The organism is Marinobacter sp. BW6 (assembly GCF_008107725.1).
GTDB lineage: Bacteria > Pseudomonadota > Gammaproteobacteria > Pseudomonadales > Oleiphilaceae > Marinobacter.
Map to the genome: position 1 here is coordinate 409,510 of NZ_VIRN01000061.1, position 14,413 is coordinate 423,922.

Here is a 14,413-nt window from a genome sequence, read left to right on the forward strand (position 1 = left end):
CCTTTTATTTATCCACTTTCAGTACGGCAAGAAACGCTTCCTGAGGCACCTCGACATTACCCAGCTGCTTCATACGCTTTTTACCTTCTTTCTGCTTCTGCAGCAGTTTCTTCTTCCGGCTGACATCACCACCGTAGCACTTGGCGGTTACGTTCTTGCGCAGCGCCTTCACGGTGACCCGCGAGACCACCTGGTTACCAATGGCGGCCTGAATGGCAATATCGAACATCTGCCGCGGAATCAATTCTTTCATCTTTTCGATCAGCTGTCGGCCTTTGTAATTGGCCTGTTCCTTGTGCACGATCAGGGCCAGTGCATCAACGCGCTCGCCATTGATCAGCACGTCCAGCCGCACCAGATTGGCGGTCTGGAATCGGGTAAAGTGGTAATCCAGAGAGGCGAAGCCGCGGCTGGCCGACTTGATGCGATCGAAGAAGTCCATCACCACCTCGGCCATCGGGAGCTCATAGGTGAGCTGAACCTGGGTCGTCATGAAATGCATGTTCTTCTGGACGCCACGCTTTTCCTCGCACAGGGCTATTACGTTACCGATATGCTCCTGGGGCACCAGGATATTTGCTTCAACAATCGGCTCACGCATTTCCTCAATGGAACCAATATCCGGAAGCCGGGACGGATTGTCTACCGACAGGGTCTCACCCTGTTTGGTAACCACCTCATAGATCACCGTTGGCGCCGTGGTGATCAGGTCGATGTCGTATTCACGTTCCAGCCGCTCCTGGATAATTTCCATGTGCAGCATGCCGAGGAAACCGCAGCGGAAACCGAAGCCAAGAGCATCGGAGCTCTCTGGCTCAAAAAACAGGGAGGCATCGTTCAGGGTGAGTTTTTCCAGGGCATCCCGGAAATCGTTGTAGTCGTCGGCGCTGACCGGGAACAAACCGGCATAGACCTGGGGCTTTACTTTCTTGAACCCCGGCAGCATGGGCGTCTGGTCGGCGAACTTCTGGTGCACGATGGTATCGCCCACAGGAGCCCCGTGAATGTCCTTGATACCAGCCACCACGAAGCCGACATCGCCTGATTCCAGCATGTCGGTGTCTTTTGGCTTGGGGTTGAAAATACCGACCTTATCGGCATTCCAGGCCCGCCCGGTAGACTTGATGACGATCTTGTCGCCCTTTTTCAGGGTTCCCTCGGTCACCCTCACGAGTGAGACGACACCCAGATAATTGTCGAACCAGGAATCGATGATCAGAGCCTGCAGAGGCGCGCTGCGATCGCCCTTCGGTGGCGGGATCTTCTTGATCAGATCCTCCAGTACATCCTCCACGCCCAGGCCACTCTTGGCGCTACAGCGGACCGCATCAGACGCTTCAATGCCAATGATGTCCTCGATTTCCGCCGCTACCCGTTCCGGTTCGGCCTGTGGGAGGTCCATCTTGTTCAGAACCGGCACTACTTCGAGGCCCTGCTCAATGGCGGTGTAGCAGTTGGCCACAGACTGGGCTTCAACACCCTGCCCGGCGTCCACCACCAGCAGGGCTCCCTCGCAGGCATAGAGCGAGCGCGAAACCTCGTAGGAAAAATCCACGTGGCCCGGTGTATCGATAAAGTTCAGTTTGTATTCCTGCCCGTCACGGGCGGTGTAATTCAGCGTGACACTCTGGGCCTTGATGGTAATCCCTCGCTCACGCTCGAGATCCATGGAGTCCAGGACCTGCTCAGCCATTTCACGGTCGGTCAGGCCGCCGCAAACCTGGATAAAACGGTCTGCCAGCGTGGATTTACCATGGTCGATGTGGGCGATGATGGAAAAGTTACGGATTCGGCTCAGTTCAGTCACAGACAATGAATACTCAGTTAAGACGAAGGATTGAGCCCGGAGGGGCCGCTACCCGGATCCGGGAACGGCGTGATTTTACCGGTTACCGGCCGCCATTGCCATGATCAGGAAATCAGCGGCCTTTCGTACTGCCGGATAAGGAAACCAATGAGCGCATCCTCGTCCAGCGGATAGCTGAACAGGTTGCCCTGGCACTGGGCGCAGCCGTGGGTTTTCAGGAAGCTCAGCTGCTGTGGGGTTTCCACACCCTCCGCGACCACCGTGAGGTGGAGCTTGCGGGCCAGGGCAATCACTGCGGATGCAACATCCGTGGCACTGACATTGTAGGGAATGTCGCGAATGAACCGATGATCGATCTTGATCACATCCAGCGGGAGCTGCTGCAAAGCAACCAGTGAACAGGAGCCGGTGCCAAAATCATCAAGGATCAGGCAGACACCCAGATCATGGAGTGACACCAACAACTCCCGGAGCATCCGCGGATCTTCATTGAGCAATTCCGCAGGCATCTCCAGTTCCAGACGCTCAGGCGAGACGCCGGTCTCGGTGATGACCTGGCGGATCATATCCAGGAAGCCGGAATCGGTAAGCTGGCGAACGGACAGATTCACCGCCATTTTCAGGGACTCGAAACCGGCCCGCTCCAGCGCCTGCACTTGGATACAGGCCTGCCTCAGGGCCCATTCTCCCAGGCGCACGATCAGGCCGGTTTCCTCGGCAAGGCCGATGAACTGCTGGGCTGAGACCAGCCCTTTCTCGGGATGATGCCAGCGCAGGAACGCCTCAACCCCGATGACCCGTTCGCTGGCCAGATCAATCTTCGGTTGGTAGTGCAGGACGAAGCGATCGCCCTCCAGGGCCGTCGCCAACTCCTCCTGCTGCAAAAGCCGCCGGGCCGCCTTGATATTCATGGCAGGCGTAAAGAACTGGAACGTATTTCGGCCCAGCTCTTTGGCACGATACATGGCGAGATCGGCATATTTCATCAGGGTCCCGGCATCCTCACTGTCGTGCGGAATCATGGTAATACCGATACTGACCGTGATACCGACTTCGTGATCATTAAGTCGGATCCGCTGGCACAGACTACGCAGGATCGTCTCTGCCACCTTGCCGGCAGCATCCGAGTCATTGATCCGCGACAACAGGACCACAAACTCATCGCCTCCGAGCCTGGCAACCGAATCCTCTTCACGGACACAACCCACCAGCCACTGGGCCACCTGGCGCAGAAGTTCGTCCCCGGAATCGTGGCCCAGGGTATCGTTGATCCGCTTGAACCCGTCCAGATCCAGGAACATGAGAGCGGCCGGCTCACCGCTTCGACGGCTGCGGCTAACCACATGATTGAGCCGGTCCCGGAACAGTTGCCGGTTCGCCAGCCCGGTGAGCGGATCGTAGAATGCCAGCCGGTGCAGTTCAGATTGGGCAGCTTTCAGCTGGGTCAGATCCCGCAGGCTGAGCACGACGCCATTGACGCCAGGCACCGACAACATAGCCGTAAAGGTGCCCTCCATATCACGCCACTGCCCCTCGGCATCGCGAATACGGACCCGGATAACCGGCATCTGTTTGCCCGGCGACTGCACGGAATCGTCAAAGCCTTTCTGCAACTGAGGCCAGTCGTCGCCATGAACCAACTCTTCAAAGTCCAGAGCCTGAACCTGGTCCGGCTCAAAGCCAAGAATATCGAGGCTGGATGGACTGGCATACAGAGCTTGTCCGGCACGATCCATCACCAGAGTGACGTTCGCAGCGCCCTCGGTAATTGCCCGATAGCGACCGGCGCTGATTTGCGCCATCAGTCGTGACCGAATTAATGCCAGCACGAACAGGAACAGCAAGCCGCTGATTACCAGGCCGCTACCCAGAACGATCGGAGGCCGGGGATCCGAGGCCAGAAAATCAAACGCGGGCGTCGAGCGGGTCTGCAACAGCCATTCACGACCACCGTGGCTGATAGTCTGGCTCAACTGGAAACTGAATTCGTTATCAAGGGAACCCAGGTTGGAGCCGTACATAAGGTTCTGCCGTTCCACGACTCCAGCATCGTAGATCCGGACATCAAGAAACGGTGAGATCAGGCCAACAATACCGTCAATCAGGTTATTCATCCGGAACGCGCTGAACACGTAGCCCGCCAGCATCATACGACGCTCGGCCCGGATTTCGGGCACTTCCCCGCCCTGGTAGACGGGGTAATACATCAGAAAACTGGCCTGATCTTCACCCAGCTCTTCCTGAACCAGAACCACCTTGGCAGTCACCGTGGGGACGGCATCATCGCGGGCCCGCTCCATGGCCCGGCGATGTATCGGGTCGCTGAAGGCATCATAGCCAAGGGCCCGACGATTTCGCTCAGTGCCTGGTTCCAGGTAAACCATGGGATAGTAGTAGGGCCCGCTGCCCAGCGGGTTTACCAGGTAATTGTGCACCCCCTCGGCTCGCACAGAGGCAATATGATCGGCCATCTGCCGGACACCGATCCGGCGCACATAACCAATACCCTGGATGCCCGGGTAATAACGGTTGATATCAACTTTGTCGACGTATTCGCGCCATTGGTCACGGGAAACATTTCCGGCCACCGCAAACAGGCCAGCGCTGCCGGCAAGCACCTGTTCGTAGTTCAGCAAGCGTTCTTCAATGGCGGATTTGAGCTGCAAAGACTGCGTGCGGAAACGGGCTTCTGTTCGGTCTTCAACAAGCCGTATGGACACTTGCCAAAGCAATAAAGTAACAGCAACAGCAACCGCGAAAATCAGCCACGCAACCCAGGCGTTTCGAAATTCCAGTAACTTGCGAAGAGAGAGTTCCTGTCTGTTCATCATCGGGCTGGTCCGTTCCATGGCCACTCATTTTTATTAACCCGCCGAGTATAACAAAAGCCCCCGCAGGTGTCGTTTCCGTCACCTGCGGGGGCTTTTGGATCCAATAGTTCGGTTCAGCGGACCAGTATCAGGGCTTCATTACCAGGTATAGCGCCCGCCCCTGGCGAACCACCCGGACTGATACCGCCTTACCCTCAGGCAGCGATTGCACAGCCTCGCGGAACTCCTGGACTGACGTCACTTTCTGGCGGTTGATTTCTGTTATCACGTCCCCCGCCCGGATGCCGGCCTCAGACGCGGCGCCTCGGGCCACGTTATTGACCACAACGCCGCCTTCAACACCCATGGTGTCAGCCATATCCGCGGGCAAGGGCTCGACCATCATGCCCAGAGGCGCAGAGGCCGGACCACCACTGTCACTGGAGGGCGCAGCAGCTTGCTGGCTTCCCTCCTCGGGAAGGCGGCCAATTTCAACCTGAAGCTCGATTTCCTCGCCACCACGAAGCACTTTCAGTTCGGCGGTTTCACCTACCGGCGTGCGGCCAACCATTGGCGGCAAGTCAGAGGAAAGCCGCACCTCGTCGCCATCATAGCTTAGGACGATATCCCCCGCCTGCAGACCGGCTTCCTGCGCTGGCGAATCTGCCATCACTTCGGCAACCAATGCACCGCGGGGCCTTTTGAGACCAAAGGATTCGGCCAGATCACGGTTCACTTCCTGGATCAGCACCCCGAGCCAGCCACGGGACACCGAGCCCTTGTCGCGCAACTGACGGAACACATTCATGGCATCGTCGATGGGAATGGCAAAGGAGACCCCCATGAAACCACCTGAGCGGGTGTAGATCTGGGAATTGATGCCCACCACCTCGCCTTCCAGGTTAAACAGAGGCCCACCCGAGTTGCCTGGGTTGATCGCCACATCGGTCTGTATGAAGGGCACGTAGTTTTCCGATGGCAGCGAGCGACCCAGAGCACTTACGATGCCGGCGGTTACCGTGTAATCAAACCCGAACGGGGAGCCAATCGCAAAGACCCATTCACCGACTTTCAGATCACGGGACCGACCTACTTTTACCACCGGCAGGTCATCACCGTTTTCAATCTTAAGTACTGCCATGTCGGAGCGGGGATCGGTTCCAACCAGAGTGGCAGGCAGTTCGCGCCGGTCATTAAGGCGCACAATGATCTCATCAGCACCCTCAACCACGTGATTGTTGGTCAGAACGTAGCCGTCCGAGGATACGATAAACCCGGAGCCCATGGAGCGGCGGGGCTGCGAGTTGCCCGGACCACCACCAAACGGAGACTGGGGGCCGCGGAAGAAATCCTGGAAGAACTCTGGAAGCTGTTCCAGCTGACGCTCATCAAACGGCATTCCGGGAGAGCCGGAATTGCCACGTCTGGGCTCGGTGGTTGTACTGATGTTCACCACAGCTCCGGCGTTGTCCTCAACCAGCTCGGTAAAATCAGGCAAACTTCGTGCTGAACTGGCCTGACTCCAGCCGACCAACACCATGGCGGACAGCAGAATCAGCAAAGCGGCCGGCATCCTTCCGGGTATGACATTACGTGACGATTGGGCAACTGCTGTTGCACTCGACATTTTGTACCCCCTGTTGCTCTAACATCTAGACGTAGTTTTGGGTTCACCCCCAACGATTTTCAACTTACAAAACCGTAGGGTTCAAAGACAGTCTTCAGAGGCTATCCGGCTTACCCGGACCAGACGGGGCTCATACACTTTGCCGCCGGCGTCTTGCAGTTTGTGTCCTGCCAAAAAACCCAGAGCCAGGCCGGCGATCGCGGCCAGTATCGCAGCGCCATCACTCCCTCCGGACATCTGGTGCCCAAGCATACTTGCGACGACCATGAAGATCAGTGGGACGGCGTAAACCAGTATGGACGCCCCCAGCAACGCCTGTTCATCAATGCCGATGGTCACTTCATCCCCGACCTGGGCATTGACCGAGTTAGTCACCAGAATCTGGTTGGCGCGACCACTGGAGGCCGCCGCCAGGACTTTCTGGCCGCAGCCATTGCGGGCGGCACAACTCTGACAGGCGCTGGTTCGAATCGTCTGGACCCAGACCTTGTCGCCCTTCAGCGCAACAACTTTTCCGGTTTCGGTAATCACGATTCATCCACACCCAGGGCCAGCGAGTCTTCAATACGAACCGATTCGGCAACCTGGCGGGCGGTCTGCGGGGGCAGCTCACCCACGACAGTGATTAGAAAGGTGTCCTCCCCTTCTTTCACTTGATGCATATAAACCGTGGTGGCGCCGATCAGGGAGGCGCCCGTGGGCATCGTAACCGGGCCAGCAGGCTCAACGAAGACCGAGAAAGCAGCCAGGCCGTCGGAGAAGGCAACGGCCTGCCCCTTACCGGAGCGGGGTGTCGCTGCAGGGACAAACCCTTCCGGACGCCAGCCAAGCTGCCACCCGTTCATTCGTTGGACCACGGATGCCGTCGAGATCGGCTCATCCAGCGTTCTGGAGATCTCCCGGCCCTGGGTGCGAATCTCGAATTCGCTGTCGGGAATGTCCTCGCCGATGTGCAGGCTGGTGAACTGGAACTGCTCGAGCACCTCGCCCTCGGCGTTTCGGACATGACTCTTGACCAGAAGCCCGGAGGATTTCTCCAGCCAGAGCCGATGACTATAGCGGAAGGGGTCTTTAGCACTGAGTGCCACCGAAACCACATCGTAACCCGCGACCCGATCCTCACCTTTCATTTCCGCCCGGTACCATCGGCTGACGGGCATCAGCTGGCTGGTGAATGCTTCGGCAAACGGCCCCGAGGGAATCACCTGATCGAGCTTTACACGACCTGTTTCAGGAAGCACGCAGACCACGTTCACGCCCTTGCGAACGATTTCGCCGCTCCCGCCGTCCTGCAGTACCAGCCGTTCCTCAACAACACCATCATTGTAGCGATGCGCAATCTGCATGGAGTGCACACTCTCACCGCGGGCGTAAACGAACACACCGCGATAGGAGGTCATGTTCAGCGCCGGTCCGAGCCTTTCAAGCCAGGCGGCTGCCTCATCTTCGTCCGCAGCAGCCGGAAGCGGTCCGGCAAGCGTCAGCAGAAGACCCACGAGCATCGTCACCGCACGGCTTCGGGCAACATTAATGAAGGCTTGAGGCATGATTACACTCGCTCCGCGATTCAGTAGCCAGCACCGTTGGCGCTGACCAGTCGGGCATAGCCGACGGCGCCCCGCCCGGCCCCAACGCTGTTGTGTTGCGCATGTTCCAGCAGGTAGCGACTCATGTATTCCCACTGTTCCTCATCCAGACCCTGCAAGGCGATCTCCCTGACCGGCTGTTCCTGAACAGGCGTTTCCGGTGCGGCCGCAGTTACTGGCTGAACCGGACCGGCGCCGGATGAATCCCAGCCGGCGCCGGCACCAAATCCTACCAACAGCGCCATAGCAACCATGGCGGCCGCCGGCCAGTGCCATCGACCCGCCTTATTGCCCTCAACAAAAGACTCCTGCCGTGCTGTCGTAGAGCCGCGGCCATCAAGCAGTTCACGGACGGCAACACTGACGTCCATACCATGGGCCGGCGAGTGACCATCATGCATAAGGTCCCGCACGTCCTGCCAACGCTGCCACTGCGCCCGAACTTCGTCCTGGCTATCGTGTGAAAGCAGGCGACGTACCGAAAGTTCGTCAGCTTCGTCGTCCATCATGGCGGACAGTGTTTCTCTGAGACGATCATCCATGGGATGCAACCTCAATTACGTCACCGAGTGATTGAGTAAAGGTCCAAGATGCCGATCAACCGCATCCCGGGCTCTGAATATTCGCGAACGGACAGTACCGATCGGGCACTCAAGAATGCCCGCGATATCCTCATAGCTGAGGCCATCGTATTCCCTGAGCAGAAAGGCAGAGCGCAGTTCTTCTGGAAGCTGGGCAATCGCCTTGTTCAGTTCTTTCTGGAGCTGCTCACGTTGCAGGAGCCGTTCAGGCGACGCGGTATCCCGGAGCCGAGAACCGTCATCGAAATTCTCCGCTTCCGCTGAGTCGGCACTGCCTTGCGGCCGACGCCCGCGCGATTCCAGATAGTTCTTCGCAGTATTAACCGCGATCCGGTACAGCCATGTATAGAAGGCACTGTCTCCCCGGAAACGTTCGATCGCCCTGAACGCCTTTACAAAGGTTTCCTGGGTCAGATCCATGACTTCCTGGCTGTCGTAGACGTACCGACTAATGATAGACGCGACCCTGGACTGGTATTTGACCACCAGAAGATCAAAGGCGGCGCGATCGCCATTGCGGACCTTGCGTACCAACTGCAGGTCCGTCTGGCTATCCGAGTGGTCGCCTTGTCGTTTCTCTGTATCAGGAGTCATGGACTGGTTGCCGGGGTTCCCTGATTTGATGGCCAGCTGTCCGGCCTGTACCAAGTTTCGCTGCGTCATTGATGCTATCCGGCGTCCGTTCATGAAACGGGCTAGACCACCAGTCAGGCGGCTCACCCTGTCAGGCCAAATAGACAGCAAGCGTAAAGTTTAGTTCAATACACGTCCACATTATGGCCTGCGATAACGACCCGATGCCACAGTCCTTCGAATACGACGTTCTCATTATCGGCAGCGGTGCTGCCGGTCTCACCGTCGCCCTCAATCTGCCAGAGCATCTGAAGGTCTGCGTGGTGAGCAAGGCGCAGATCAGCAGCGGTGCCACCCTTTGGGCGCAAGGGGGAATTGCCGCGGTTCTGGATGATCAGGATTCCACCGAGAACCACATTACTGACACCCTGAACGCCGGGGCCGGCCTGTGTCATGAGGACGCGGTGCGTTTCACCGTCGAACACGGCAAGGAAAGCATCGACTGGCTGATCGATTCCGGCGTCGATTTTACCCGGGACCGCGATGCCCAATACCACCTGACGCGAGAAGGCGGCCACAGCCACCGGCGCATTATTCACGCAGCCGATGCCACCGGCCATGCGGTTTCGACGACTCTGACATCCCAGGCAGAGGCACGATCAAACATCGAACTCATGTCCGGCCGGGTAGCGGTGGATCTGATCACCAACCGCAAACTGTCCCTGCCGGGAAACCGATGCGTCGGCGCCTACATCCTGAATCTTGAAGACAACCACGTGGAGCTTTTTCGGGCACGATTCACGGTGATTGCCACCGGTGGCGCATCCAAGGCCTACCGCTACACAACCAACCCGGACGGCGCCTCCGGAGACGGGATTGCCATGGCATGGCGGGCCGGCTGCCGGGTCGCGAACATGGAGTTCAACCAGTTCCACCCTACGTGCCTGTATCATCCCCACGCTAAATCCTTCCTGATCACGGAAGCAGTACGTGGAGAGGGCGGTCTTCTGAAACTGCCTGATGGGTCGCGGTTCATGGACCGCTTTGACGAGCGCGGCGAACTGGCACCGCGGGATATCGTTGCCCGGGCCATTGACCATGAAATGAAGCGACTGGGTGCTGATCATCTGTATCTGGACATCAGCCACAAGCCCGCCGATTTTATCAAGCACCACTTTCCCACTATCTACGAGAAGTGCCTGGGCTTTGGCATCGATATCACGCGCGAGCCCATTCCCGTGGTTCCGGCCGCTCACTATACCTGTGGCGGCATCATGAGTGACGAGCGGGCCAGAACTGATGTCAATCAGCTCTATGTGGTGGGCGAGGCAGCCTTCACGGGACTCCATGGTGCCAATCGCATGGCCAGCAATTCCCTGCTCGAGTGCCTCGTGTATGGGCGCGCGGCCGCGGCGGATATTACCCGTCGGGAAGCCGACATTCCGCCACCGCCGGAAGCCCCGGACTGGGACGAGAGCCAGGTCCGGGATTCTGATGAAGACGTTGTTATCTCCCACAACTGGGACGAGCTGCGACATTTCATGTGGGACTACGTGGGCATTGTGCGGACCACCAAGCGCCTCCAGCGGGCGAAGCACAGGGTGGACCTGCTGTCTGCCGAGATCGGGGAGTTCTATAGCAATTACCGTGTGACCAACGATCTGCTCGAACTTCGCAATCTGGTCACCGTATCCGACCTGATCATATGCTCGGCACTGCAACGCAGGGAAAGCCGTGGACTGCATTACACACTGGATTATCCGGGACTGCTCAATGAGGTCCGTGATACCGTACTGGTTCCCACGACCTACCGAACGCTCGCACCCTGAACGAAGACCGATTCTTTAAAACGATTCAATGGTAACCACTATGTCAGAGACACCTGCATCGTCCGAAAAAGCAGAATTCAACCGCCTGTGGTGGCACAGCCGTCGCGGGATGCTTGAGTTGGACAACCTCCTGATTCCATTCATGGAAGAGGCCTACCGCGATCTCGACGCCGAGGACCAGGCCCGTTACAAAAAGCTGCTCACCTGCGAGGACAATGACATGTTCGAGTGGTTTATGCAGCGCAGCCGGCCGGCAGATCCGGACCTCCAACGCATGGTCGACATCATTCTCAAACGTGTCCAGCCGGATTGAGCTAACGCTCACCCCCTCCCTGCTGGTTGGCGCCCTGGCGGTGCTCCCCTGGCTGCTCTTGCTGGGCTTCCTGTTGATTGCGGCGCTGGCCGGCAAAGTCTGGTTACTCCTTGCAGCACCGATTGCACTGGCAGGCGTCACCTTTCAGTATCGGTCCAACGGATTACTGCTGGGCGACAGTTCTGTGCACGGCCTTCTGATTGAACAGGGAAAGATGTACGCCAAAACCGGAGACAACCGGCAGGTTCAGGTGCTTCCGCAGGCGTCCAGTCGAATCTGGTCCGGGCTGGCGCTCTTGAAACTGCGCCCGGCCGGCACCAGATTCCAGTCTTACACCACAATACTGTTGGCACCTATACCCGGCAGGCCGGGTAACGTTCCGGCAGACGATTTCCGTCGCCTGAGAGTATGGCTCAGACTGGGCCGATCCGGGCGACCATCCACCTGATTCACCGATCTGGAGCACGCCATGACCGACACAGACTCCCCTGTATCAGCCGTTGCAGACTATCCCCTGCCCGACAGCGGCTGGGCGGTTCTCGACGACCGGGTGGTTGTGCGCATCAGCGGCCCTGGCACCGACAAATTTCTCCAGGGCCAGTTCAGCCAGAACCTGGACGAGGTTATCCCTGGCCGCTCTCCCAGAGCCGCGGCCGCGACCCCCAAGGGCCGCGCCTACTGCCTTACCCGCATGGTTCGGGAAGGAAACGACATCCTGATGGATTTTGCCTCCGAGCTCGCTGACGACATCATCAGCCACTTGCGCAAATACCTGATGCTGTTTCGCGGGACCACCATGGAGGTTGTGCAGGAGGCCAGCATTATCGGATTCCTGGGCAACCCGTTGGCTGAAAGCCTGGCCGGTGACGTTCTGGACAGTCTTAAGGAACCCGGCGAGTCGATCGCACTCCGTAACGGCACCCTGGTAAAGACCCAACCTACAGCCGAGGGCATGGCCCGCTTTGAATTCTGGCAGACTGAAGAGGGTGAACTAGCGCTTCCTGCCAGCGACCGGATGTCCGTGACAGACTGGCACGCTTCCGAGATTGCTGCGGGTGTGGCCTCTCTCACGGCTGCCACACAGGAGTCCTTCGTGCCACAGATGCTGAACTGGCAGCATGTGGACGGCGTGCATTTCAAGAAAGGATGCTACACCGGGCAAGAAGTGATCGCCCGAATGCATTTTCTCGGGCAACTGAAGAAAAGCCTGTTCCGATTCCGGATTGAACAGTCCGAAGACCTGCCCGCTCCTGGAAGCGCGCTCATTGCGGGCGAACGGTCAGTGGGGGAAGTGGTAAACGTAGTAGAATATCGCGACGGCAGCATAGAGCTGCTCGCTGTTGTGCGTCACGATGCAGCCGAAAAAAACCTGCATCCGGATGGCCTGCCAGAGGTGGTGCTGGTGCCAATGCCATTGCCCTACTCGGTGCCCGAAAGGGAAAAAAGCGCACAATCAGATACATAAGTTGACAGGCAAACGCGCCAGAATTTGCTATTTTGCTATGCAGTAGCTCACATATTGGATTGTTCGGGTAGTGGCTCAGGCATTATTGCCATTCTTCGAAATCTTTAAGCGGACCTTTACTGACCATGTCGAATATTGTTGAAACCATCAAAGCCGATCTCAACGCAGCCATCGAAAATGACAAACTGGTGCTCCCCACCCTTCCGGAGGTAGCCCTTCAGGTCCGAGACATTGCGCAATCCGAGGATTCTTCAATAGCCGACCTGGTCAAGGTCATCAGCAATGACACAGCCCTGTCCGCGCGTATCATCCGGGTGACCAACAGCCCGCTGTTCCGTGGCAGCCGCGCCATTGAGAACCTTAACATGGCGGTAAGCCGACTGGGCATGGCCTACACCAGCAACCTGGCCATGGGCCTGGCGATGGAACAGATGTTCCAGGCCACGTCCGACATGATCGACAAGCGCATGCGGGCGACTTGGCAGACCAGCACTGAAGTGGCCGGTGTCTGCCATGTGCTGGCGCAACACTACACCAAACTCAAGCCGGACCAGGCCACCCTCGCAGGCCTGGTGCATCTGATCGGCGTGCTGCCGATCCTGCGCTATGTGGAAGACCAGGATATCCAGATCAGCAGCATCATGCTGGACAATGTGGTTGATGAGCTGCATCCGAAGATCGGAGCGACCATCCTGAAGAAGTGGGATTTCCCGAAGGAGCTTCAGAACGTTCCCCTGGAATATGCCAACTTCAACCGGCAGGTGCCGGCGGCCGACTATGCGGACCTGGTGATGGTGGCCAATCTGCAGCTGGTTGCGGGGTCAGAGCACCCCTGGAACGAGATGGACTGGACGAAGATTTCGGCGTTTGATCGTCTTGGGTTGGATCCGAATATCGACATGAGCGAGGAAGAGGATCTGAACGCTCAGATGGAAGCGGCTATGGCGCTGCTTCAATAATACCTGCCGCAGTCCCTTGGCCCCTTCGCTTTTGGGGGCTGGTGCGGGGGTGGCAGTTTTCTCCCTCGGGAAAAAATTGCCATCCCCACACCGATCAAAAATTGGAAGGGCGTTCCTGACCTGTCCTTTCAGCTCTTCTTGTATCTCTCGATCAACTCAGATTTGCTTGGCAGCGCCCAGTTAACCGTGGGCTTTCCCTGCTGTTGCAACCAGTCGTTCGCCTTTGAAAAGTGCTTGCAACCGAAGAAGCCACGGTAAGCACTCAGGGGTGACGGGTGTGGACCATCGAGGACCAGGTGTTTGGTGCGGTCGATGTGCTGGCCTTTCTTTTTGGCGTAGCTGCCCCAGAGCAGGAATACCACGCCTTCCCGTTCGCGGTTGATGGTTTCGATGACTTTGTCGGTAAAGGCTTCCCAGCCTTTGCCCTGGTGGGCGCCGGCCTGGCCCTGAACGACGGTCAGAACGCTGTTGAGCAGCAACACGCCCTGCTCAGCCCAGGGTTGCAGGCAGCCGTGGTCCGGGGGAGCGATTCCCAGGTCGTCCTGGATTTCTTTGAAGATGTTCACCAGCGAGGGTGGGATAGCCACGTTCGGGCGTACGGAGAAGCACAGGCCGTGGGCCTGGCCCGGGCCGTGGTAGGGGTCTTGCCCGAGAATGACCACTCTTACGTTATCCAGTGGCGTGCTGTTGAGGGCATTGAAGCAGTGTTGGCTCGCAGGGAACAGGACTTTGCCGGCCTGTTCCTCGGCGGCGAGGAATTCCGCCAGGCCCTGCATGTAGGGCTGGCGGAATTCTTCTGAGAGATGCTCTTTCCAGCCCCGATCGGGCCTGAGCTGGCTGGCCAGTACCTCAACCGGGCTCAT

General features: G+C 58.1%; 13 protein-coding genes. 5 read left to right on the forward strand and 8 right to left on the reverse strand.

The features are described 5' to 3' along the window. Positions 1–4: 4 nt before the first annotated feature. The 7 genes from lepA to rpoE form a co-directional block, all read right to left on the reverse strand. Positions 5–1,807 (reverse strand): translation elongation factor 4, encoded by a 1,803-nt coding sequence (gene lepA / locus FMN52_RS07585; RefSeq protein WP_148608063.1) that lies wholly within the window; start codon positions 1,805–1,807, stop codon positions 5–7. A 104-nt stretch (positions 1,808–1,911) separates the two neighbouring features. Further along, the gene (locus tag FMN52_RS07590; protein ID WP_148608064.1) at positions 1,912–4,638 is read right to left on the reverse strand and encodes an EAL domain-containing protein; all 2,727 of its coding nucleotides are present in this window, start codon (positions 4,636–4,638) and stop codon (positions 1,912–1,914) included. Positions 4,639–4,765: 127 nt separating this feature from the next. After that, positions 4,766–6,190: a DegQ family serine endoprotease gene (locus tag FMN52_RS07595; protein ID WP_148608263.1), complete on the reverse strand. Its 1,425-nt coding sequence runs from the start codon at positions 6,188–6,190 to the stop codon at positions 4,766–4,768. Positions 6,191–6,325: 135 nt separating this feature from the next. After that, on the reverse strand, positions 6,326–6,775 hold the full coding sequence (locus FMN52_RS07600) for a SoxR reducing system RseC family protein (protein ID WP_148608065.1): 450 nt from the start codon (positions 6,773–6,775) through the stop codon (positions 6,326–6,328). Next, positions 6,772–7,746, reverse strand: coding sequence for a MucB/RseB C-terminal domain-containing protein (locus tag FMN52_RS07605; RefSeq protein ID WP_148608264.1), 975 nt, complete (start codon positions 7,744–7,746; stop codon positions 6,772–6,774). The genes FMN52_RS07600 and FMN52_RS07605 overlap by 4 nt, the downstream gene beginning before the upstream one ends. A gap of 65 nt (positions 7,747–7,811) precedes the next feature. Beyond that, a complete protein-coding gene (locus tag FMN52_RS07610; RefSeq protein ID WP_148608066.1) occupies positions 7,812–8,372 on the reverse strand; it encodes a sigma-E factor negative regulatory protein in 561 nt (186 codons plus the stop codon). A gap of 15 nt (positions 8,373–8,387) precedes the next feature. Beyond that, on the reverse strand, positions 8,388–9,074 hold the full coding sequence (gene rpoE / locus FMN52_RS07615) for an RNA polymerase sigma factor RpoE (protein ID WP_148608067.1): 687 nt from the start codon (positions 9,072–9,074) through the stop codon (positions 8,388–8,390). A 134-nt stretch (positions 9,075–9,208) separates the two neighbouring features. Here rpoE and nadB point away from each other — a divergent pair, with 134 nt between their 5' ends. The 5 genes from nadB (at position 9,209) to FMN52_RS07640 (ending at position 13,550) form a co-directional block, all read left to right on the forward strand. Next, the gene (gene nadB / locus FMN52_RS07620) at positions 9,209–10,813 is read left to right on the forward strand and encodes an L-aspartate oxidase (RefSeq protein ID WP_205424916.1); all 1,605 of its coding nucleotides are present in this window, start codon (positions 9,209–9,211) and stop codon (positions 10,811–10,813) included. Between the two features lie 40 nt (positions 10,814–10,853). Beyond that, a complete protein-coding gene (locus tag FMN52_RS07625; RefSeq protein WP_104322080.1) occupies positions 10,854–11,126 on the forward strand; it encodes a succinate dehydrogenase assembly factor 2 in 273 nt (90 codons plus the stop codon). Continuing rightward, the gene (locus FMN52_RS07630; RefSeq protein WP_148608069.1) at positions 11,110–11,574 is read left to right on the forward strand and encodes a hypothetical protein; all 465 of its coding nucleotides are present in this window, start codon (positions 11,110–11,112) and stop codon (positions 11,572–11,574) included. Before FMN52_RS07625 ends, FMN52_RS07630 begins: the two co-directional genes overlap by 17 nt. A gap of 21 nt (positions 11,575–11,595) precedes the next feature. After that, the gene (locus FMN52_RS07635; protein ID WP_148608070.1) at positions 11,596–12,591 is read left to right on the forward strand and encodes a folate-binding protein YgfZ; all 996 of its coding nucleotides are present in this window, start codon (positions 11,596–11,598) and stop codon (positions 12,589–12,591) included. Positions 12,592–12,716: 125 nt separating this feature from the next. Continuing rightward, positions 12,717–13,550 (forward strand): HDOD domain-containing protein, encoded by an 834-nt coding sequence (locus FMN52_RS07640; protein WP_148608071.1) that lies wholly within the window; start codon positions 12,717–12,719, stop codon positions 13,548–13,550. A 128-nt stretch (positions 13,551–13,678) separates the two neighbouring features. Here FMN52_RS07640 and ung read toward each other — a convergent pair whose 3' ends face one another. Beyond that, a complete protein-coding gene (gene ung, locus FMN52_RS07645; protein WP_148608072.1) occupies positions 13,679–14,413 on the reverse strand; it encodes a uracil-DNA glycosylase in 735 nt (244 codons plus the stop codon).

What these genes read in the sequence shown, in the direction of transcription:
- nadB (WP_205424916.1), top strand. Translation starts at nt 9,209, where the DNA reads ATGCCACAGTCCTTCGAATACGACGTTCTCATTATCGGCAGCGGTGCT.
- rpoE (WP_148608067.1), bottom strand. Translation starts at nt 9,074, where the DNA reads ATGACGCAGCGAAACTTGGTACAGGCCGGACAGCTGGCCATCAAATCA.
- FMN52_RS07590 (WP_148608064.1), bottom strand. Translation starts at nt 4,638, where the DNA reads ATGATGAACAGACAGGAACTCTCTCTTCGCAAGTTACTGGAATTTCGA.
- FMN52_RS07595 (WP_148608263.1), bottom strand. Translation starts at nt 6,190, where the DNA reads ATGCCGGCCGCTTTGCTGATTCTGCTGTCCGCCATGGTGTTGGTCGGC.
- ung (WP_148608072.1), bottom strand. Translation starts at nt 14,413, where the DNA reads ATGAGCCCGGTTGAGGTACTGGCCAGCCAGCTCAGGCCCGATCGGGGC.
- FMN52_RS07635 (WP_148608070.1), top strand. Translation starts at nt 11,596, where the DNA reads ATGACCGACACAGACTCCCCTGTATCAGCCGTTGCAGACTATCCCCTG.
- FMN52_RS07625 (WP_104322080.1), top strand. Translation starts at nt 10,854, where the DNA reads ATGTCAGAGACACCTGCATCGTCCGAAAAAGCAGAATTCAACCGCCTG.
- FMN52_RS07610 (WP_148608066.1), bottom strand. Translation starts at nt 8,372, where the DNA reads ATGGATGATCGTCTCAGAGAAACACTGTCCGCCATGATGGACGACGAA.
- FMN52_RS07605 (WP_148608264.1), bottom strand. Translation starts at nt 7,746, where the DNA reads ATGCTCGTGGGTCTTCTGCTGACGCTTGCCGGACCGCTTCCGGCTGCT.
- FMN52_RS07640 (WP_148608071.1), top strand. Translation starts at nt 12,717, where the DNA reads ATGTCGAATATTGTTGAAACCATCAAAGCCGATCTCAACGCAGCCATC.